This is a genomic window from Pseudomonas sp. Wu6 (genome assembly GCF_019891515.1).
GTDB lineage: Bacteria > Pseudomonadota > Gammaproteobacteria > Pseudomonadales > Pseudomonadaceae > Aquipseudomonas > Aquipseudomonas orientalis_A.
On record NZ_JAFLXH010000014.1, the window covers coordinates 42,452 to 62,102 of the forward strand.

The 19,651-nt window shown below is 63.0% G+C and carries 16 protein-coding genes; 4 read left to right on the forward strand and 12 right to left on the reverse strand.

The window, feature by feature from the left end; all coding sequences use genetic code 11:
- Positions 1-37: 37 nt before the first annotated feature.
- The 4 genes from J1G34_RS12145 to J1G34_RS12160 form a co-directional block, all read right to left on the reverse strand.
- Positions 38-1,273, reverse strand: a complete 1,236-nt coding sequence (locus tag J1G34_RS12145) for a thiolase family protein (protein WP_128876520.1) — start codon at positions 1,271-1,273, stop codon at positions 38-40.
- Positions 1,270-3,144 (reverse strand): feruloyl-CoA synthase, encoded by a 1,875-nt coding sequence (locus J1G34_RS12150; protein ID WP_222994106.1) that lies wholly within the window; start codon positions 3,142-3,144, stop codon positions 1,270-1,272. The genes J1G34_RS12145 and J1G34_RS12150 overlap by 4 nt, the downstream gene beginning before the upstream one ends.
- A gap of 62 nt (positions 3,145-3,206) precedes the next feature.
- Positions 3,207-4,655 carry an aldehyde dehydrogenase gene (locus J1G34_RS12155; RefSeq protein WP_222994107.1) on the reverse strand — a complete coding sequence of 483 codons (1,449 nt, stop codon included), beginning with the start codon at positions 4,653-4,655 and terminating at the stop codon, positions 3,207-3,209.
- A 76-nt stretch (positions 4,656-4,731) separates the two neighbouring features.
- Positions 4,732-5,562, reverse strand: coding sequence for a p-hydroxycinnamoyl CoA hydratase/lyase (locus J1G34_RS12160; protein ID WP_010567568.1), 831 nt, complete (start codon positions 5,560-5,562; stop codon positions 4,732-4,734).
- A 213-nt stretch (positions 5,563-5,775) separates the two neighbouring features.
- Between J1G34_RS12160 and J1G34_RS12165 the strand changes: the two genes are divergently transcribed.
- Positions 5,776-6,264 carry a MarR family winged helix-turn-helix transcriptional regulator gene (locus tag J1G34_RS12165; RefSeq protein ID WP_065893279.1) on the forward strand — a complete coding sequence of 163 codons (489 nt, stop codon included), beginning with the start codon at positions 5,776-5,778 and terminating at the stop codon, positions 6,262-6,264.
- Positions 6,265-6,269: 5 nt separating this feature from the next.
- On the opposite strand, the gene J1G34_RS12170 is transcribed toward J1G34_RS12165, so the two are convergent.
- Positions 6,270-7,595 carry an OprD family porin gene (locus J1G34_RS12170; protein WP_065935364.1) on the reverse strand — a complete coding sequence of 442 codons (1,326 nt, stop codon included), beginning with the start codon at positions 7,593-7,595 and terminating at the stop codon, positions 6,270-6,272.
- 309 nt (positions 7,596-7,904) lie between these two features.
- On the opposite strand from J1G34_RS12170, the gene mhpT reads away from it, so the two are divergent.
- The gene (gene mhpT, locus J1G34_RS12175; protein ID WP_130138009.1) at positions 7,905-9,113 is read left to right on the forward strand and encodes a 3-(3-hydroxy-phenyl)propionate transporter MhpT; all 1,209 of its coding nucleotides are present in this window, start codon (positions 7,905-7,907) and stop codon (positions 9,111-9,113) included.
- On the opposite strand, the gene J1G34_RS12180 is transcribed toward mhpT, so the two are convergent.
- The 3 genes from J1G34_RS12180 to J1G34_RS12190 all read right to left on the reverse strand — a co-directional run bounded on the left by J1G34_RS12180 (position 9,091) and on the right by J1G34_RS12190 (position 12,436).
- Complete coding sequence (locus J1G34_RS12180; protein ID WP_065935598.1) at positions 9,091-10,038, reverse strand: SphA family protein; 948 nt, start codon at positions 10,036-10,038, stop codon at positions 9,091-9,093. The two genes, mhpT and J1G34_RS12180, sit on opposite strands and share 23 nt — an antisense overlap.
- 81 nt (positions 10,039-10,119) lie before the next feature.
- The gene (locus tag J1G34_RS12185) at positions 10,120-10,887 is read right to left on the reverse strand and encodes a coniferyl-alcohol dehydrogenase (RefSeq protein ID WP_065893283.1); all 768 of its coding nucleotides are present in this window, start codon (positions 10,885-10,887) and stop codon (positions 10,120-10,122) included.
- A gap of 73 nt (positions 10,888-10,960) precedes the next feature.
- Entirely contained in the window at positions 10,961-12,436 is a 1,476-nt protein-coding gene (locus J1G34_RS12190; protein ID WP_065893284.1) for a benzaldehyde dehydrogenase, read from the reverse strand.
- Between the two features lie 270 nt (positions 12,437-12,706).
- Between J1G34_RS12190 and J1G34_RS12195 the strand changes: the two genes are divergently transcribed.
- The gene (locus J1G34_RS12195) at positions 12,707-14,461 is read left to right on the forward strand and encodes a sigma-54-dependent Fis family transcriptional regulator (RefSeq protein WP_222994108.1); all 1,755 of its coding nucleotides are present in this window, start codon (positions 12,707-12,709) and stop codon (positions 14,459-14,461) included.
- 99 nt (positions 14,462-14,560) lie between these two features.
- Positions 14,561-15,172, forward strand: a complete 612-nt coding sequence (locus tag J1G34_RS12200) for a TetR/AcrR family transcriptional regulator (RefSeq protein ID WP_065893286.1) — start codon at positions 14,561-14,563, stop codon at positions 15,170-15,172.
- A gap of 19 nt (positions 15,173-15,191) precedes the next feature.
- Here the strand turns inward: J1G34_RS12200 and J1G34_RS12205 are convergent, their stop codons facing one another.
- From J1G34_RS12205 to J1G34_RS12220, 4 genes are all read right to left on the reverse strand, one after another.
- Positions 15,192-15,671, reverse strand: coding sequence for a DUF3237 domain-containing protein (locus J1G34_RS12205; protein WP_222994109.1), 480 nt, complete (start codon positions 15,669-15,671; stop codon positions 15,192-15,194).
- A 42-nt stretch (positions 15,672-15,713) separates the two neighbouring features.
- Positions 15,714-16,817: a polyamine ABC transporter substrate-binding protein gene (locus J1G34_RS12210; RefSeq protein WP_222994110.1), complete on the reverse strand. Its 1,104-nt coding sequence runs from the start codon at positions 16,815-16,817 to the stop codon at positions 15,714-15,716.
- 40 nt (positions 16,818-16,857) lie between these two features.
- On the reverse strand, positions 16,858-18,195 hold the full coding sequence (locus tag J1G34_RS12215) for an alginate export family protein (protein ID WP_128876512.1): 1,338 nt from the start codon (positions 18,193-18,195) through the stop codon (positions 16,858-16,860).
- Between the two features lie 117 nt (positions 18,196-18,312).
- Entirely contained in the window at positions 18,313-19,575 is a 1,263-nt protein-coding gene (locus tag J1G34_RS12220; protein WP_065893289.1) for a serine hydrolase domain-containing protein, read from the reverse strand.
- Positions 19,576-19,651: the final 76 nt, after the last annotated feature.

A 19,651-nucleotide genomic window follows, 5' to 3' on the forward strand; every position in this document is an offset into this window, starting at 1 on the left:
ATCGGGACGCCTCATCGACTAAAAAAGAATCACGTACTCATGCGCGAAAAGCAGGGTTCTCGATCAGCAGCGCCATGCCCTGCCCGCCGCCCACACACGCCGCGGCAATCCCGTAGCGCAGGTTGTGCTGACGCAGTTGTCGGGCCAGGGACATGACCAGGCGCAGGCCAGTGGCAGCCAGTGGATGCCCCAGTGCCAGCGAGCCGCCCTGGACGTTGAGGCGGGTGCTGTCCAGCTCAAGTTCATGGGCCACCGCCAGCACTTGGGCGGCCTGGGCTTCGTTGATCTCGAAGCGGCCGATGTCATCCAGACTCAACCCGCTGCGTTGCAGCAGCAGACGAATCGCCGGCGCCGGGCCGATGCCCATGAACTCGGGGGCCACGCCGACCACCGCGCTGGCCAGCAACCGAGCCAGGACCGGACGCGTGCAGGCCGAGGCGCGACCCACCAACGCTGCCGCCGCGCCATCCACCACGGCGCAACTGTTGCCGGCGGTTTGCACGCCGCCGGGATGCACGGCGCGCAAGCGTTTCAAGCTCGCAAGGTCGGTGGGCCGAGGGTGGCTGTCCGCGCTGACGGCACCGGTCCGACGCGCCAGGCTGATGCCTCTGGGCTGGTATCCCTCAAGCTCGAATACCTGGTTATCGACCATCACCACCTCGTCAACCCAAGCGCCGTCATGCTGCGCCTGCAACGCTCGCTGGTGGCTGGCGCAGGCGTAGCGGTCCACCGCCTCGCGACCCAGGCCATAACGGCGCGCCAGGTTGTCGGCCGTGGCGATCATGTCCAGGCCCGGGGCCGGGTCATACAAGGCTTCCCACAGAAAATCCTTGAACTGGACCTCGCCGCCAAGACGAAACCCGCCCCTGTGGGTGTAAGCCGCGATGGGGTTGCGCGACATGGATTCACTGGCCACACACAAGGCCAGTTGCCCGCCGTCGCGCAGTTGCCCGGCAGCCTGGCGCAACAGTTCGAAACCGGTGGCGCAGATGCGCTGCACCCCCAGTGCCGGGACCGCTTGCGCCACCCCGCTGTACAAGCCGATATGCCGCGGCAGCAAGTAGGCATCGAAACTGGCCTGGGCCATGGAGCCGGCCAGAACGCTGTCCACTGCCTGCGGTTCAATACCCGCACGGGCCAGTACCTCACGGCCCACCTTGATCCCCAAGTCGATGGGTGAGACCTGAGACAGTGCGCCACCCAGGTCAATCCAGGGGGTGCGCACGGCCTCGAGAATCGCCACATCGGCAAACGCCGAATACTGCCCGTTCAAGGCTTGGGCTCGGCGCGCAGGATCGTGGCCTCTTCGCCGCGATACAACGCCTCGACCTTGGCCGCGCGCCATTGCAGCACGGCGCGCTGGTTGATCGAACCTTTGTCGGTGATTTCCCCACGATCGATGGACGCCGGCTCGTCGAGCAGGGCAATCCATTCCAGGCGACTGGCATTGCCGGTCACCCCGCGATTGAGGCGTTGCAACCAATCGCCGAACCACTGGCGCACCGGCGCGCTGCCGAGCACGTCGGCGTCGCTGGCGTCGGCGCCCAGGCCCGCCAGCCGACGGCATTCGTAGAGCCTGGGGAACACCAGTGCTCCGAGGCACTCGCGATCGGGCGCGGTAATCACCAGGTCCTGCACATAGGGCGAGCCGTCGAGCACCGCGCGATTGCGCAACGGACCAACGCTGACAAACACCCCGGAAGAGAGCTTGAAATCCTCAGCAATTCGCCCATCGAACATCAAGCCCAGTTGCGGCTGCTGAGGGTCGGCGAGCTTGATCGCGTCTCCTGAACAGTAGAACCCTTGTTCATCGAACACCTCGGCGGTTTGCTGGGGCGCCCGCCAGTACCCCGGCATGATATGCGGCCCGCGAAAGCGCCCTTCGAACTTGCCGTCCACCGGCACCAGGCGCACCTCGCAGCCCGGCGCGGGCAAGCCGATATAGCCGGCCATGGACAACGGCCCGGTGGTGAAGGTGCAGGACGGTGCGGCTTCGGTCATGCCCAGCCCGGCCATCATGCGGATGCGTTCACCGCAGTGCTGTTCGGCTACGCGATCGAGGCGATCCCAGATACTTTGGGACAGGCCGGCGGCGGCGAAGAAGAACAGTTTCATCCGCGCAAAAAAACATTCGCGCAACTCGGCGTCCTGTTCCAGGGCGTTGACCAGTTCTTCCCAGCCCTTGGGCACCGTCAGGTAAGCCGTGGGCGAAATCTCCTTGAGGTTGCGCAAGGTCTGGGCAAAACCCTGGACCGTGGGCTTGCCGTCGTCCAGGTAAAAGGTGCCGCCGTTGTAGAGCACGATGCCGACGTTGTGGCTGCCGCCAAAGGTGTGATTCCACGGCAGCCAGTCCACCAGCACCGGAGGCTCCTCACCGAACACCGGAAACGTCTGCAACAGCATCTGCTGGTTGGCGCAGAGCATGCGCTGCGTGGTGATCACGGCCTTGGGCAATTTGGTCGAGCCCGAGGTGAAGAGAAACTTGGCGATGCTGTCAGGACCGGTGGCCTGGAACGCCGCATCGGCCTCGGCGCCGCCCGGCGTTTGCAGCAGGCTCGCAAAGCTGGCCTGAGTACGCCCGGGGACGTGGCCGCGCACGCAGATCAACGGGGTCTCGGCCGGCAATACCGCCTCGATCGCACGCTGGTAGGCCGCCGCATCGCTGACGAATACCAGCCCGGGTTGCAGCAGGTCACAGACATGCCGCAGCTTGGCGAAATCCTGGGACAACAACGCGTACGCCGGCGAGACCGGGCAGTACGGAATACCGGCGTACATGGCGCCGAGGGCGACCTGCAAATGTTCGATGTCGTTGCCGGACAGCAATGCCAGCGGCTTGTCCGCCGACAGCCCGTAATTCAGCAGGCCCTGGGCAATCGCGCGCACGCTGTCGAGCATCTCGCGGTAGCTGACACGGCGCCAATCCCCACCGGCCTGGCGGGCCGCGATAAACGTCTGCTCGGGCCGTACCCGAGCCCAATGCACCAGGCGATCGAGCAGGCGCGCCGGCAACTCGGCCAGGGGCTCCAGGGAGCGCATGTGCAACACGCCGTGTTCTTCAGTGACCGCCACCGGCGCGTGGCCGATGGAGACCTCGCGGTATCGCGGTGCGGGTTGGGGTTGCGGTCGGGATTCGGAACTCACAAGGATGTCCTCCAGCAAAGCGGATCACAGCCGCCTTGTTATTGTTAGGTCGCAGCAACTGCTCAGATCGGGTAATGCCGTGGCCCGTTCTGCAAGGTCACCCAACGCAATTGCGTGAAGTGCTCAATGGACGCCTTGCCACCAAAGCTGCCGTACCCACTGGACTTGACCCCGCCAAACGGCATCTGCGCCTCGTCATGCACAGTCGGCCCGTTGATATGGCAAATCCCCGACTCGAGCCGCTGGGCCAGGGCCAGTGCACGCCCGGTGTCACGACTGAAGATAGCCGCCGACAGGCCGAACTCGGAGTCGTTGGCCAGGCGCAACAAGGCTTCATCACCCTCACCACGTAGCAGGACGGCCACCGGGCCAAAGGACTCTTCGCGGTACAAGCGCATCTGTTCGGTGACGCCATCGATCAGGGTCGGCTGCAGGATGCTGCCCTCCAGTTGGCCGCCCACCACCAGCCGCGCGCCCTTGGCCAGGGCATCGTCGATCAGGGCCTTGATGCGTGTGCCGGCGCCGGCATCCACCAGGGAACCGAGTACCGAATCCGCCGCAGCGGGGTCACCCGCACGCAGGGTCGCGACCTTGGCCGCCAGCTTGGCGGTGAACGCATCGGCGACCCTGGCATCGACGATCAGGCGTTCGGTGGACATGCAAATCTGGCCCTGGTTGAAATAGGCGCCAAAGGCCGCCGCCGCCACAGCGGCGTCAAGATCGGCATCGTCGAGCACCAGCAACGGTGCCTTGCCGCCCAGTTCCAGCAATGCCGGCTTGAGATGACGCGCCGAGAGTTCGCCGACAATCCGCCCCACGTGGGTCGAGCCGGTGAAGTTGACCCGGCGCACGGCCGGGTTGGCGATCAGCCGCTCGACAATCGCGGCGGCATCGGCCGGAGCATTGCTGATGACGTTGACCACGCCATCGCCCAGGCCGGCGTCCTGCAACACCTGGCCGATCAGGCGGTGCACGGCCGGGCTTAATTCCGAGGCCTTGAGCACCACGGTATTACCGCAGGCCAGCGGCATGGCGATGGCGCGTGTGGCGAGGATGACCGGGGCGTTCCACGGCGCGATGCCCAGCACCACACCGCACGGTTGACGCAAGGCCATGGCGAAACTGCCGGGGACATCGGAGGGGATCACCTCCCCCGTGATCTGGGTGGTCATCGACGCCGCTTCGCGCAGCATATTGGCCGCCAGGCGCACATTGAAGCCATACCAGTTGGCCATGGCGCCGGTCTCGCCGGCAGCGGCGATGAATTCGCTGCTGCGCGCCTGTAATTGCTCGGCAGCGTTGAGCAAGCGGGTGCGGCGCTCGTTGGGCGCCAGCGCCGCCCACGCGGGGAACGCGGCGTGGGCGGCAGCGACCGCGGCGTCGGCATCTTCCAGGGTCGCCGCAGCCACTCGCGAGACCACTTCACCGGTCACCGGGTTGCGACGTTCGAAGGTTCGACCGTCACGGGCGGGGCACGACTGGCCGCCGATCAACAGGGGCACGTCCAGCATGGTGATTCCTCTTTATTGTCTTTATCGGGAATACGTTCAAGCAGGGTACAACGGCGCGGCCAGGCGGCCGCGCCCTTCAGCGTTTATACGCCTGCAGGCCAGGCTTGATGCTCTTGTCGTCGAGGAACTGTTTCATGCCCTGCTCGCGACCGCCTTCGGTGTCGAGCAGGCGCGACTGATCGAGCTTGGCGTAGAGGTAATCCTCGTTCTGCTCCCAGGTCAGCTCGCGGCAGCGCTTGAAGCCATGCTTGGCGGCACGCAGCACCACCGGGTTTTTCTCCAGCAGGTTACGCGCCAGTTCGATGGTCACTTCGCGCAGTTGAGCCAGGGGCACGCTTTCGTTGACCAGGCCCATTTCGGCGGCTTTCTGCCCGCCGAAGGTCTTGCCGGTCATGATGTAGTACAGCGATTGGCGATGGCCCACGGTGTCGGCCATGGCCTTGCTCACCAGGTTGCCTGGCGGGATGCCCCAGTTGATTTCCGAGAGGCCGAAGGTCGCTTCGTCGGCGCAGATCGCCAGGTCGCACGCCACCAGCGGGCTGAAGCCACCGCCGAAGCACCAGCCATTGACCATGGCGATGGTCGGTTTGGCGTACATGCGCAGCAGTTTCCACTGCCATTGCGAGGCTTCGCGGCGGATTTTTTCCTGGAGGATTTCCGGGCCGGCATCCACCTCACGAAAGTATTCCTTGAGGTCCATGCCCGCCGTCCAGGCTTCGCCCGCACCGGTGAGGACCAGCACGCCGGCGGCAGGGTCCTGCTCGAGGGTTTCCAGGACGTCGATCATTTCCCGGTTCAGGGTCGGGCTCATAGCGTTGCGTTTTTCCGGACGATTGAGAATGACCCAGGCGATGCCTTCTTCGATCTCAACCTTGACTGTGGTCCAACGGCCTTCGTAATTGCTCATGGCGGTACGCTCTTGTTCTGGGTGTGAAGATGATTCGAAATTAAACCGCAAATATAGTTATGTCAATTAACTATTAACCTGAATAACCAATATCTTTCCTGCTTAAAACCCACGCGTAGCTGACGCTGTGAAAACCCGGCATAGCCATAGCGCGCCAACACCGGCAAACTAGATAGTCTTATTAACCTGCACCTTTTGAGGATTGCACTGCCAATGGCCAAGCCTTCCAACATCGCCGCCGCCAGCCAGGCCCTGCCCGACAACGACGAGGTACGGCCGCCGCTGGATTCAGCCCTGGACGATCTGATCGGCTACGCCATGCGCCGCGCCCAGCTCAAGCTGTTCCAGAACCTGATCGGCCGGTTGTCGGACCACGACCTGCGCCCGGCGCAATTCTCGGCCCTGGCGATCATCGAGCAGAACCCCGGGCTGATGCAGGCCGACCTGGCGCGCGCCCTGGCCATTGAGCCGCCCCAGGTGGTGCCGTTGCTGAACAAGCTGGAAAGCCGCGCGCTGGCCGTGCGGGTACGCTGCAAGCCGGACAAACGCTCCTACGGGATCTTCCTCAGCAAGACCGGCGAAACCCTGCTCAAGGAACTCAAGGCAATCGCCGCACAGAGTGACCTCGACGCCACCGCCGCCCTCGACGGCCAGGAGCGTGAAGAGCTGCTGCGCTTGCTGAAGAAGGTCTACCAGGACTGATCGGCCTACCAGAGCGCCACGGTGTAGAGCACCAGAAAACGGGTCTGGTTTTCATCGCGAAAGGCCGCGCCGCTCGGGAAGTCATTGCGGTAGATCGACTTTCGCGCCATGAACCCGACGTTCTTCAGCGGGCCGCTCTGGATCACATACCCCAGTTCCATCTGGAACTCGCGCTCCTTGCGATCCTCGGCGTTGAAAGCGGCCAGTTCGATGTGGTCGCCACGCACGTAGCGCAGCCGCGTCTTCAGCCCAGGCACTCCCGATGCCGCGAAGTCATAGTCGTAGATGGCTTGCCAGGTGCGCTCCTTGGCGTTGAGAAAGTCCGAACTCATGGTCAGTTCGCTCATGCCCATCAACTCCGTTCCCGAGATATAGGGCGTGGCCGTCTCCCCGCTTGAGTGCATGTAGCCAAGGCTGACGCGATGGCCGCCCAGGCGATAGCCGAACAACGCCGAGAGGTTGCGGTTATCCACCCTGCCCGCCTTGGCACTGCCATCCTCACGGCTGAAAAAACTGCGCAGGTCGCTGGTGAGCACGCCATCGCCCACCGGCAAGTTGTGCAGCAGCGCCAGAGTGTCCTGCTGGTAGAGGTCCGCGATCTGCGCGTGATAGACCCGCAGGCTGAGGTCTTTGTTGACCTGGTAATCACCGCCGACGTAAGCCAGGTGCGACGTGGTGGCAGTGGCGTTGAAGCGCCGGTTGGGCGAGGCGATCGTCATGGCCTGGTAGTCGGTGGAGTCGCGCTTGTTGATGCGGTCGATATAGCCCGTGTTGAGGGTCAGGCCATCGATGTCCTTGGAGCTCAAGGTGGTGCCGCGAAAGGTTTGCGGCAGCAGCCGCGACGGACTGGCAAAGGCAAACGGCAGGAAGATCGACACATCGCCGGCCTTGACCGTGGATTGGGCGAACCGCAGCTTGGCGGTTGGGGCCAGGCGCGAGTACTCGTCGGCGGCGCGCTTGTCGCTGGCCGACACCGGCAACAACTCGGTCCCGCTGCGGTCCGGCGAAGAGTCGAGCCTGACCCCCATCAACCCGCGTACATCCAGGCCAAAGCCTACCGGGCCAGGGGTATAACCCGATTCCAGGTTGAGGATGAACGCCTGGGCCCATTCCCGCGCGGCGGCCTTCGCACCGTCGTCCTTGTAGTCACGGTCCAGGTAGTAATTGCGCAAGGTCAGGGTGCCGTGGCTGTCGTCGATAAAGCCTGCAGCCCACAGCGAACCGGGCAACACGCTCAAGGCCAGCAAGGCCAGCAGCCGGCGTGGAGTGGTGTTCGACGCACAGGAGACGGACGCCGCTGCAACGGCGTCCTCCATAGGGAGTTCTGGCATGTTCGATGTCCATTTTTGTTGTTGTTTTTGGGTTGGCACACGCTCGGCCCTGTCAGCCTCGCGAGCCAAGAATGGAAACAGCCGAGGTGACTCGTCAACCGCAACCGACCGATAATCGAACATTAATAAAGCTATCTATTTTTTAGCCAACCATGGATCAATATCTCAATACATTGAATTTTATGATTTTATTCTTGCTTTTTGAGTCATTTATTCCACTATTCATTTTTTAGTTATATTTGTTATCTTAATCCTCAGCAGCCACTCAAGCTCGCCACGCCAACAAAAACAACAACAATGAGGTTTGCCATGGACAGTTCATCGCGTCGTTCGACGCTGACTATTGCGCTGTGCTTTATCGTTGCGCTGATCGAAGGGTTCGATCTGCAAGCCGCCGGCACCGCCGCCGCCGGGTTGCGTCAAACCTTCGCCCTGGACCCGAAGATGCTCGGCTGGGTGTTCAGCGTCGGCATCATCGGCTTGCTGCCGGGGGCGTTCTTCGGCGGCTGGGTTGCCGACCGGATCGGGCGCAAGAAAATCCTGGTCAGCGCCGTGCTGCTGTTCGGGCTGTTTTCCCTGAGCACCGCATTTGTCGACAGCTACTCAAGCTTGTTGCTGGTGCGTTTTCTTACCGGCCTGGGCCTGGGCGCCGCGCTGCCCAACCTGATCGCGCTGTGCGCCGAAGCGGTGAGCGAGCGCAACCGTGGCACGGCCATCAGCGTGATGTACTGCGGGGTGCCGCTGGGGGGTGCATTGGCCGCAGTGGTGGCGATGTTTTCCAGTGAGCACTGGCAGACCACGTTTATCATTGGCGGCCTGGCGCCCTTGCTGGCCGTACCGTTGATGATCCTGCTGCTGCCTGAGTCCAGCGCCTTTCGCCAACAGCGCGACACCCCCCACGGCGCCCGCCCCTCCACCGGCCAGGCACTGTTCGGCGAGGGTCGCGCCCGCACCACACTGGCCTTGTGGCTCAGCTACTTCTTCACCTTGACCGTGATGTACATGCTGCTGAACTGGCTGCCGTCGCTGTTGCTGGAACAGGGTTTCAGCAAACCCCAGGCGGGCATGGTGCAGATGCTCTTCAATATCGGCGGCGCCTTGGGTTCGCTGCTCGGCGGCGTGCTGCTGGACCGCTGCAATGCCGTCAACGTGGTGTTGTCGGTGTATGCCGGGTTGCTGGCGGCATTGGCCGGGGTCGGGTTGTCGGTGGGCATCGTGCCCATGGCCATCGCTGGTTTTGCCGCCGGCTTGTTCGTGATGGCTGCGCAGTTGGTGCTGTACGCCTCTGCACCGCCCTCGTATCCGACCTCGGTGCGTGCCACCGGCGTCGGTGCCGCCGTGGCTGTCGGCCGCCTGGGTTCAGTGGCCGGGCCCCTGGCGGCCGGGCAACTGCTTGCCGCCGGCGCCGGCACCGCCGGGGTACTGCTGGCGACGTCCCCCGGGGTGGTGATTGCCGCACTGACCATCATCAGCGTGATGGTGCGTACGGCGCCCACTAGAACTTATGCAGCCAATTGAGCACCAGTTTGTTGCCCTCAGTGCGGTTCTCAGCCTGCTGTTCAAAGTAGGCGTTTACCGATAGCACCTCTTCCTTGCTGAACGCATAGACCAGGCCTGGGCCAATGGCCCAGACCTTCTCCCGGCGCCCGCTCACGGCGCGTCCATCGACCCGGGTGTCGGTGATTTGCTTCAACCAATAGCCGTTGACCCCCACGCTCAGTTGCTGGTTCAAGGCATATTGCAGCGTCAGATTGGCATGCAATGCCTGGCCGGCCTGGGTATCGGAAACATCCCCGAAGCCTGCCTGCGGATCATCATTCTTGCCATTCCACAGGTACATGAAACGCCCGCTCGCCGACCATTTCGGGCTGAACCAGTACGTCGCCGCGTAATACGGGTTGAATGACCAGAAGTTGCTGCCGGGGTTGATCGAACGATTGCGGTCATAGGCGCCCACCGGGATCGACACATCAGCCTCCACACGCTGGGTCAGCAGCGGGCTGCCATCGGCGCGGCTCAGGGTCGGCAGTTGCAGGAAGGCACCGACCGTCAGATCACCAAAGCCGGCACGGGAACTCAGCGCCGCATTGTTCAACCCATCGTCGACATTCACGTGGGCCAGGGAGGTGTTGATCAGGGTGAATCCGGGCATCGCGCCATTGGCCAGGGGCTGGCCGACGTAGATGATCTGCGTGGTGGGCGCCACCACTTCCACATCCTGCCTGGGCAACGCCAGCTTGTTGCCGTGGGCATCGTTGAAACGGCTCGCTCGGGAGTACGTCAGGTATTCCTCCAGGTACCAGCCGGGCCCAGCCGGGGCCGGTGAGCCGTCGTAGAAACTGGTGGTACCCAGGTTGAGTCCGGGCAGGTCATAAGCATGTGCAATCGGTGACAGTGCGACAAACGTGGTGGCCGCAACCGTCCGCAAGATAGGCTTGAGCATCTTGTATGTCCTGTATTTTTGTTGTTGTTCAAGACTCCCGGCACGGAGGGGCCGCACCGGGATTTATCGCTGTGGCAGGCCCTACACGTAGGTGGCGGCCAACCCGCCATCCACCGGCAGGTTGACCCCGTTGACCCAGCGCGAAGCGTCCGAGCAGAGGAAGGCAATCACCGCCGCCACCTCATCGGCCAGGGCTGGGCGGGTCATGCGCCGGCTGTCCTCGGCCACCCGCTGCGGCCCGAGCATGCTGACGAAATCGCCGAGAATCGGGGTAAACACCGGCCCCGGCGCCACGCAGTTGATACGCACCGAGTGATCGCGAAACCAGCCCTGGGATTGCTGGAAGCTCCACACGATCAGCGCTTCCTTGAAGTACTGATAACAGCTGGCCTGCTCCACCGGATTGGCCGCCAGCCACTGCTGCCCCGCCTCGAAGCTGGACGTCGCGGCCAGCGCCTTGTGCAGCTCCAGCCGTTGCGGCCATTGCGCGCCAAGCACCGAGGCGACATTGACGATGCTGCCGCCCGCCGGCATGCGTGGCAGCAGCGCTTGAGTCAGGTGCCGCAGCCCCAGATAATTGACCGTGGCCACCGCTTGCGTGGGCGCCGTACCGGGCACCCCGGCAATGTTGCACAGCCCGTCGACCCGCGCGGGCAGGCGCGCCACCAGGGCATCAATGCTGGCCGGGTCGCCCAGGTCAGCCTGGAAGAAGCCATCCAGGGTCAGTTGCGGTTCATGGCGATCCACACCGATCACCGTCGCGCCCTGGAAACGCGCGAGCCGTGCCAGTTCGGCGCCAATACCGGAAGCGACGCCGGTGACAATCAGGGTTTTGTTGTGCAGGTTCATGTTCAAGCCCTCTTATTTTTGTATAGGCATGGGTGTATCAAAGCGATGAGCCAGGGCCCGGAACGGCCACGGCTCAGAATGGATAGACAGGCGGCGTATTTTTTACCGTGACCCACTGCCACTGGCTGTACTCGTCCCAGTCGGCCGGCCCGCCGACGCTGCCGCCGTTGCCGGAGGCACCGCGCCCGCCGAACGGGTTGATGCATTCGTCGGCCACGGTCTGGTCGTTGATGTGCAGCAGGCCGCAGTCCAGCCGCTCACCGATGGCCATGGCGCGCCCGACCGACGGCGAGATGATGGCGGCCGAAAGGCCGTACTCCGTGCGGTTGGCCAGTTCGATCGCTTCCTCGTCGGTGGAGAAACTGACCACCGTGGCCACCGGGCCGAACAGCTCTTCCTCAAAGGCGCGCATGCCCGGACGTACGCCACTGAGCACGGTGGGCTGGTAGAACAACCGGTCATAGTCGCCGCCCGCCTCCAGCCGTGCGCCGGCCTGTACACTGTCACTGACGATTTCATGCACGCGCTGCAGTTGCCGTTGGTTGATCAACGGGCCGAGCGCCGCTTCACCCTGGGCGGCATTGCCCACAGTGAGCGCCCGCGCCTTGTCCACCAGCTTGCGGGTGAGGCTTTCGGCGATGGATTGATGCACGAGAATCAGCCCGGTCGCCATGCAGATTTGCCCCTGATGCAGCCAGGCGCCCCAGGCTGCATTGCTCGCGGCCAGGTCGAGGTCGGCGTCTTCGAGAATGATCAGCGGGTTTTTCCCGCCCAGCTCCAGTGCAACCTTTTTCAGGTGTCGACCGGCCACTTCAGCGACTTTGCGCCCCGCCGCCGTGGACCCGGTGAACGCAATCATCCGCACGTTCGGATCGCGGCACAGCGCTTCCCCCGCCGGCGCCGCGCCGGGCAACACCTGCAGCAGGCCCTTGGGCAAGCCCGCCTCTTCGAACAGCCGGGCAATGAGAAAACCCCCGCTGACCGGAGTCTGTGGGTCGGGTTTGAGCACCACGGCATTGCCCGCCGCCAGCGCCGGAGCCACTGAACGCAGTGACAGCACCAGCGGGAAGTTGAACGGTGAAATCACCCCGACCACACCGTGGGGCTGGCGCCGTGCATAGGACAGTCGGCCGGCAGCACTGGGCAGCACCACCCCGTGAGGTTGGGACAACAGCCCCGCCGCCTGATGCAGCAGCACAATCGCTTCACGCACTTCGTGCTCGCCCTTGTACAACGCGCCGCCGGTTTCCCGGGCGACGTACAGCGCCAGCTCGGCGAAGGACCGCTGGGCCAGGTCCGCCGCTCTGCGAAATACCTCGGCGCGCTCCCGTGGGCCCAACGCAGCCCAGGCAGGCTGCGCCAGAGCCGCACTGCGGCAGGCGATGGCAATGTCGGCCGCGTTGGCCATGGCGCAGCGCATCAGGGGTTCGCCGGTGGCGGGTTCAATCACGTCAATCACAGATCCCGAAACGGGAATCCAGTCGCCGTTGAACAGGCATTCGGACGCGATGGCCCGCTGTAGAAAGGGGGTGGTCTCAGACACTGGCATTGGCAACTCCGGTTCTTGTAATTGTCATCGTCTGCACAGGGTGCAAACGCCGCATCAGGTCTTGAGCAAAGGCTGTGCCGCTTGCACGCAACGGCGCGTACATAAACCGGCGAGGGCTCTGGGTCGAGGCCTGCCACGCAGCGCTCACACGCCTGGGGCGTTCACCGGCAAAAAACCCGGGCTCTGCCACTTGTTCAATTGATAAGGTTATGTTTTATAACTATCTGAGCAGTTGCTCATATCGATCACTCGCTTTGCAGGGGCATAACAATGACTAATCCCCACAGCGCGCTGCCCGACGACCGGGTGGCCACCGCGCCCTACCCTCCGCGCGGCGACAGTCGCCAACTCAGTGACAGCAGCTCGCCCACCACCGCGGAACTGGCCGACTGCCTGTTCTTTTCCCCCGAAGACGGGCGCATCTGGCTCAACGATCAACGTATGTTGTTGCTGCACAGTTCGTCGTTCGGCGCCTTGCGCGCCGAGGTCATCGAGCGCCTGGGACTGGACCAGGCCCGGGGCCTGTTCACCCGCGCCGGTTATGCCTCCGGTGCACGGGATGCGCGCTTGATCCGCGAGCGCTGGCCACAGGCCGATGCCGCCGCGGTGTTTCGCGCCGGGACTCACCTGCACACCCTGCAAGGCATGACCAAGGTCGAACCGCTGCACTTCAAGTTCGATGCCGATTCGGGGTTCTATGAAGGGGAATTTCTCTGGCACCACTCGTGCGAAGCCGATGAACATGTAGGGGCCTACGGCATCGGCCAGGACCCGGTGTGCTGGACCGAAACCGGCTATGCCATCGGCTTCGTCAGTGGTCTCTTCGGGCAAATGGTGATTTTCCGCGAAGTGGAATGCCGTGGCATGGGCCATCACCGTTGCCGCGTGATTGGCAAGACCGCCGAGCAATGGGGTGATGTCGAGCAGGACCTACGCTACCTGAATGTGTCCCAGGCCGTCACTGGCCCTGCTACCCCCACGCTCGCAGGCCCCGTCGCCAGCAGTGGCGGAACCCGCCAGCCGCAACCGTTGGTGGGCGCCAGTGCCGCGTTCAACGCGGCGATGCAAGCGCTGCAACGGGTCGCGCTGACCCCGGCAACGGTGTTGATCAGCGGTGAGTCCGGCGTGGGCAAGGAGATGTTTGCGCGCCAGTTGCACCAGCTCAGTCGTCGCCATGACAGCCCGTTTGTGGCACTCAATTGCGCCGCCATCCCGGATAACCTGGTGGAGGCCGAACTCTTCGGTGTCGAACGCGGCGCCTACACCGGCGCGACGCACTCACGCCCCGGGCGGTTCGAACGGGCCCAGGGTGGCACCCTGTTCCTGGATGAAATCACCAGCCTCAGCCTGCCCGGGCAGAGCAAGTTGCTGCGAGCCTTGCAGGAACGGGAAATCGAACGGGTCGGCGGGGTGCGCGGGATCAAGGTGGATGTGCGCGTGGTGGCCGCCACCAATATCGACCTGCGTAAAGCGGTGGCAGACGGAAGCTTTCGCGAAGACCTGTTCTACCGGCTGAATGTATACCCCATCGCCCTGCCCCCGCTGCGTGAACGCCGGGACGACATCCCGCTGCTGATCAATGCGTTCCTGACGCGCTTCTGCCAGGACTACGCCCGGACCCCGGCAGGCCTGACCATGCGCGCCCTGAAGACGTTGCTGCGCTACGACTTCGCGGGCAATGTGCGCGAGCTGCAGAACCTCATCGAACGCGGCCTAATCGCCAGCGATGAAGGCCAGGCCATTGACCTGGTGCATCTGTTTCGCAACGAACCGATGCCCGCCGAGCCCTATGGCCTCGACGACCAGGGCGGCCTGTCAAATACCGCGCAGGCGCCGCGCGCGACGCTGCTGGGTACCCTCGACCCGTTGGACCAGGGGGTTTCCATCGAAGGCCTTGAATCGCGCCTGATCACTGAAGCGTTGCAACAAAGCGCCGGCAACCTGGCTGCGGCCGCCAGACTCGTGGGGCTCAGCCGTGCTCAATTTGCCTACCGTATGAAGAAGCACCAGCGGCAAACCCCTTGAATGGCAATTAGTGCTTTAAAAGCTTTACCCAATTAAGTATTTTGCAGGGGGTATGGGGCCGACACGCGCCCCTCTTTTTATTCGTGACAAGGATCTCCTGTGAGTGGACTGCGTGAACGTCAGAAAGCCGAGCGCCGGCAAGCTATCAGTAAAGCCGCGGTCGAACTGTTTGAGCGCCAGGGTTTCCAGAACACCACCATCGAACAGATCGCCAGCCAGGCCGGAGTGTCGCCGCCGACGGTGTTCAAGTACTTCGGCAACAAGCAGGAAATCATCCTGGAAATTCTGCACCACGCCGATCGACGCGCGATCATCGACACCCGCAGCCGGATCCACGAAATCGACGACCCGGTCGAAGCGCTCTGCCACCTGGAACGTCTTCTTACCGGCTATGCACTGGAAGTCATGCACCCCAGCCTGTGGCGTGAACTGCTGCCGCTGATCCTGTTCGGCGGCAGCAATGGACTGCCCGAAGGCTATCGGGCCATGAACGATGCACTGAGGGCCGAGATCAGCGAATTGCTGCGGGAATTGCAACAGGCCGGCAAGCTGCGCCCGCAACTCGATGTGGAATTGGCCGCGTTCCTGTTGAACGATTATTCGCACCTGCAACTGTTCCGGCTGGTGAACCAGGAACACCCGGATATCGACGCACACTCGATGCAGGTCAGGCGTATCACCGAGTTGCTGTTCTACGGCATGCAGGCCTGAGAGCTTCCAGGGTCGGGCCTCAGTAAAAGCGATAGCAACGAATCACCACCTGGTCGGCGCACGGGTAATGCACCAAGCCGATAAAACTTGAACGGGTGAGCCAGTCCAGCCGCCCCTTGGGCACCTGGAACACCGGCGTACAGGTGCAGCGGTACTCCGTCTCAGGAATCGGCCATTGGCCGTCGCGCTCCAGTTGGCGTCCGTACTCAGTCATGCTCAGCACACCCCGGTTACGGATGTTGATCACCTCGCCTTCGTCGGTCCTTACGCTGTAGCGGGCATCCAGTTGACCGATGCCATCGGGGCGCAAAAGAAAGCAATCTTCTCCACCCTCCAGGACCTGGCCGCTGATGCCGACCCCATCGAAATCCCCGCCCACAATCGGGTAATTGCAGCGCAGGCCTTCAACGCTGTCGCCCAGCATCACGCCCGGCCCTATCGCGACGCGAAGGGTCAGCACCCGCTGCAAGTTGGGGGCAATGTCCATCCGTTCAGTCATGGCAAGCTCCAAGCCCGGCGCGCACGCACCGGGCCACACTGATCAGCGGTTGCTCTTGATGGCGGTCCAGGTGCGGGTGCGGATGCGCTCCGCGGCAGCCGGGATCGGCTCCAGGGCGAACAGGGTCTTGCGCGCTTCGTCCGGCACATACATGTTCGGGTCGTTGCGGATGCTGGCGTCCACCAGCGCAGTGGCGTCCTTGTTCGGGTTGGGGTAGCCGATCTTGTTGCTGATGCGCGCAATCACGTCCGGGCGCAGGATGTAATTGATGAACGCATGGGCCTCCGCCAGATCGGGGGCCTTGGCCGGGATCGTCATCACGTCCGACCACATCGGCGCGCCTTCCTTGGGCAGTGCCATTTCGACCTTGACGCCCTTGCCAGCGGCATCTGCCAGTCGTGTGGCCAGTGCGACACCGCCGGACCAGCCCACGCCCACACAGATATCACCGTTGGCCAGGTCCATGCCGTAGCGCGACGAGTTGAAGTAACTGACGTAAGGGCGAATCTTCATCATCAGGGCCTGGGCTTGTACATAGTCCTCGCGCTTCTGGCTATTGGGGTCGAGGCCCTTGTAGTGCAAGGCAATCGGCAGGATCTCGTTGGCGGCGTCGAGAAAACCCACGCCACAACTGGCGAGCTTGGCGAGGTTTTCTTCCTTGAAGATGACGTCCCAGCTGTTCATCTGCACGTCAGGGCCGAGAGCTTTGCGCACCTTGTCGACGTTGTAGCCGATCAGCGTGGTGCCCCACAGGTAAGGCACGGCGTAGCGATTGCCGGGGTCACCTGCGGTTTCCAGGGTTTGCATGAATAGCGGGTCCAGGTGCTGCCAGTTTGGCAACTGCTTGCGATCCAGCGGCTGCACGGCCCCGGCCGTGATCAAGCGTCCCAGGTTGGCGGAGCCGGGAAACACCACGTCATACCCGGAGTTGCCCGTCAGCAGCTTGGACTCCATGGTTTCGACGCTGTCGAACACATCGTAAACCGGGCGAATGCCGGTTTCCTCCTGGAAGCTCTTGAGCACCTCGGGTGGCAGGTATTCGATCCAGTTGTAGATCCGTACGGTGCGTTCTTCAGCCAGGCAAAAACCACTGATGAGCAACGAGGCGACAGCGCCCAGCACGGTGTTACGCAAAAATCTGTTCATGATCAAAACACTCCAGCGCGGCCGCGATGGCTCGCAGCACTTAATAGCGGTAGGTGAAATACAGTTCCAGCGCACTGAACATCTGGTCGTTACCGAACACCTGTTTGGCGGCGGCCAGTGGCTTGACCCAGTTGTAGGACAGCGACGTATAGAACGACGGCGTGGGTGTCCAGTCGAGGAAAACCACACTTTCGTCGGCAAAGCGCCGGTCGCTGACCGGTGCGCCCAGGTAGTTTTTCTCATCCAGCCAGAACTGGTAGTGAATCGCGCCGAGGGTCAGGGTTTCGTTGAGGTGGGTCTTGAGGGAGAACTGCTGGACGTTTTCGTTGCTGTTGAACAACAGGTAGTTGCCGACCACGTCCCCGACCAGCCAGGTGCTCCAGTCGACGAAGCCTTTGCTCAGTGGGTCCCAGGCTTTTTGCCGGTTGTCGGTGAGGTTGTCGTCACCGGAAAAGCTCGCGTAGCGGTAGCCGAGGATCGGCGTCAGCGGCACGGTGCTGAAGGCGTAGTCGGCCTGGGCGTACCAGGCGTTGGCATCGTAGTCGACGCCCTCGCCGCTGCCGCGCTCCAGCGCGTACTCGGCATTCAGCGTCAGCGCCTGTAAGCCGGGCACCTTGGCGTTGAGCGCCCGCAGGTTGTACACCTGCATCCCGTCCCGACGGCGCGGGAGCGTGCTGCCTCGGGGGCCAAGGGCATTGACCTTCATGGCCATGGCGCCGAGCGTCACCTGGTCATCGAGGTTGTAATCGAGGTTGACGCCGGTCATGCGGAAGTCGCCCAAGTCATCATCGGTGCGCAAGGTGAAGGCCTGGGACTTCAGTGCGCCATGGTCCCAGGCGAGGATCGCCGAATCCTTGAACGCGGTTCGCGGGCCGAGCCAGTAGGCGCCATCCTTGAACTGGTCGAGGTTGCCATCCATGACGATGAACCCCGTACCGATCATATAATTCTGGCGGCCGGCGGTGAGCTTCCACTCGCCGGCGCGAAAACCGCCGTAGAGTTCTTCGGCTGCGGCCTTGCCATCGGAGCTGCGGGTCAAGCCACCCGCGTCGCCGTCGCCGAAGGTGCTCGCCGCCACCAGGGAGCCGCCCGCGAGCAGGCTGAAATCCGGTTGCAACGCATACTCCAGTTTGACCCCCGGTTTTACGTAGACCTCTTGCCAGTTGATCCGGGCGCCGCCGTTTTTACCGTTGCGCGCATCGACCTGGCCGCTGCCGAAGTTGACACCACGGGTAAACAACGTCGCCCCGCCTGCGGTCAGATTGACTTCGCCCTTGAGATCGCCGTCCTCAAAGGTGTAGCCCGCCAACGCAACGTGGGTAGTCAAAGGTAAGCCGACCGCCAACAGCGCTCGAGAGAAACGCTTGGTGAATACCATAAGAAGCTCCTGTGGAATTATTGTTGTTACAGGGCAGTCAATGGCGACGCAGGGCGCCGCCAGCACCTGGGCAAGCCAGGTGAATAGAACGCAAGACTCTTATTTTTTAGGCGTGGGTCAGTGACTCAGGTGGGCGGCGATCGCGCGCAGCATGCGCACGCTGTCCGTATCGAACGGGCTGACCGCATCGGTGAGCGACGATTGCTTGACGATCACTACGCCGGACGGCTTGTCGATGAACAGGTACTGGCCGTGAATGCCCCCGGCCATCAGGGCCTGGCTGTGGTCGTTGAACACGTACCACTGGCTTCGATAGGACGCCCCCGGGGTCCAGCTGGAGAACTCGGCATTTTGCGCGTAGATCGCCGGGTCCGCACCGGCGGCGATACGGGCCACGGTCTCGGGCGACAGCAGCTCAGCACCGTCGTGGCGACCGTTGTTGGCCAGCAGGCGACCGAAGCGCGCCATGTCTCTCAAAGTGGCGCTGAACCCCGCCCCGGCTACGTTACGGCCCCACGGATCGGCCATGAAATAGCCGTCGCGCTCGCACCCCAGGCGCCCCCAGACCTCCTCCAGCATCTGACTGCAGGCCTTGCCCGAGGCACGTTCCATGACCCACGCCAAGGCTTCGGTGGTGGCCGTCACATAGTGGAAAAAGCCGCCGTGGCTGCCGCGTTTCTTGAGGGATGGCAAGTACTGGTACAACGATTCGAACTGCGCGTACTGCGCCGGTGCGGGTTGAAAGCCGCAGGCATAGCCGTACTGCGAGCTTTCTGAATTGGGGTCGTCATACACTTCGCTGTAGTCGATGCCCACCGCCATATCGAACAATTGGCGCACCGTCGCATCGCCAAATGCGCTGCCCGCCAGTTCAGGCACGTAGTAAGCGGCCGGCCGCTCGGGGTTGAGCGCGCCGCGCGTCACCAACTGTTCACCCAAGGTACCGATCAACGACTTGGTCACCGAGAACATGATGTGCCGGTCACAGGCGCGCTGACCGTTGAAGTAGCGCTCGTACAACACCCTGTCACCCTGCATCACCAAAAAGGCGTCCGTCTGGCTGGCGACGAGGTGCTCGATCACACGGATGCCCAGCCCACTCTCACTGTCGAAACACAGCTGATCCAGCGCGCGCGGGGCCTCCTGGAGCTGACCGGCAGGCCCTGGCCCCGCCGACACATCAATGCTGGGGCGCAGTCGAGACAGATGACGGAACCCCCATTGATTGAAGGGCGCGCGCATCCAGTTGTTCCACGTTACCCGGTGTTCCGGCGCGGCGGGAAAACCCTGCATCAGCAGCGGCGCCACGCGAGTGGCCAATGAGGATTCATTGGCCAAGACGTAAGAAGTCGCGAGGGAGAATTGAGCTTTATGACTCATCGGGATAACCCTGAAGATAACTCTGCATGAAGCAGATGCAGAGAAATAATTACCCCATACAATATTTTAGTCAATA

Coding starts and splice junctions, on each gene's coding strand:
- J1G34_RS12155 (WP_222994107.1), bottom strand. CDS start 4,655: ATGCTGGACGTGCCCCTGTTGATCGGCGGCCAGTCGTGCCCCGCCCGT.
- J1G34_RS12160 (WP_010567568.1), bottom strand. CDS start 5,562: ATGAGCAATTACGAAGGCCGTTGGACCACAGTCAAGGTTGAGATCGAA.
- J1G34_RS12165 (WP_065893279.1), top strand. CDS start 5,776: ATGGCCAAGCCTTCCAACATCGCCGCCGCCAGCCAGGCCCTGCCCGAC.
- J1G34_RS12170 (WP_065935364.1), bottom strand. CDS start 7,595: ATGCCAGAACTCCCTATGGAGGACGCCGTTGCAGCGGCGTCCGTCTCC.
- mhpT (WP_130138009.1), top strand. CDS start 7,905: ATGGACAGTTCATCGCGTCGTTCGACGCTGACTATTGCGCTGTGCTTT.
- J1G34_RS12180 (WP_065935598.1), bottom strand. CDS start 10,038: ATGCTCAAGCCTATCTTGCGGACGGTTGCGGCCACCACGTTTGTCGCA.
- J1G34_RS12185 (WP_065893283.1), bottom strand. CDS start 10,887: ATGAACCTGCACAACAAAACCCTGATTGTCACCGGCGTCGCTTCCGGT.
- J1G34_RS12190 (WP_065893284.1), bottom strand. CDS start 12,436: ATGCCAGTGTCTGAGACCACCCCCTTTCTACAGCGGGCCATCGCGTCC.
- J1G34_RS12195 (WP_222994108.1), top strand. CDS start 12,707: ATGACTAATCCCCACAGCGCGCTGCCCGACGACCGGGTGGCCACCGCG.
- J1G34_RS12205 (WP_222994109.1), bottom strand. CDS start 15,671: ATGACTGAACGGATGGACATTGCCCCCAACTTGCAGCGGGTGCTGACC.
- J1G34_RS12210 (WP_222994110.1), bottom strand. CDS start 16,817: ATGAACAGATTTTTGCGTAACACCGTGCTGGGCGCTGTCGCCTCGTTG.
- J1G34_RS12215 (WP_128876512.1), bottom strand. CDS start 18,195: ATGGTATTCACCAAGCGTTTCTCTCGAGCGCTGTTGGCGGTCGGCTTA.
- J1G34_RS12220 (WP_065893289.1), bottom strand. CDS start 19,575: ATGAGTCATAAAGCTCAATTCTCCCTCGCGACTTCTTACGTCTTGGCC.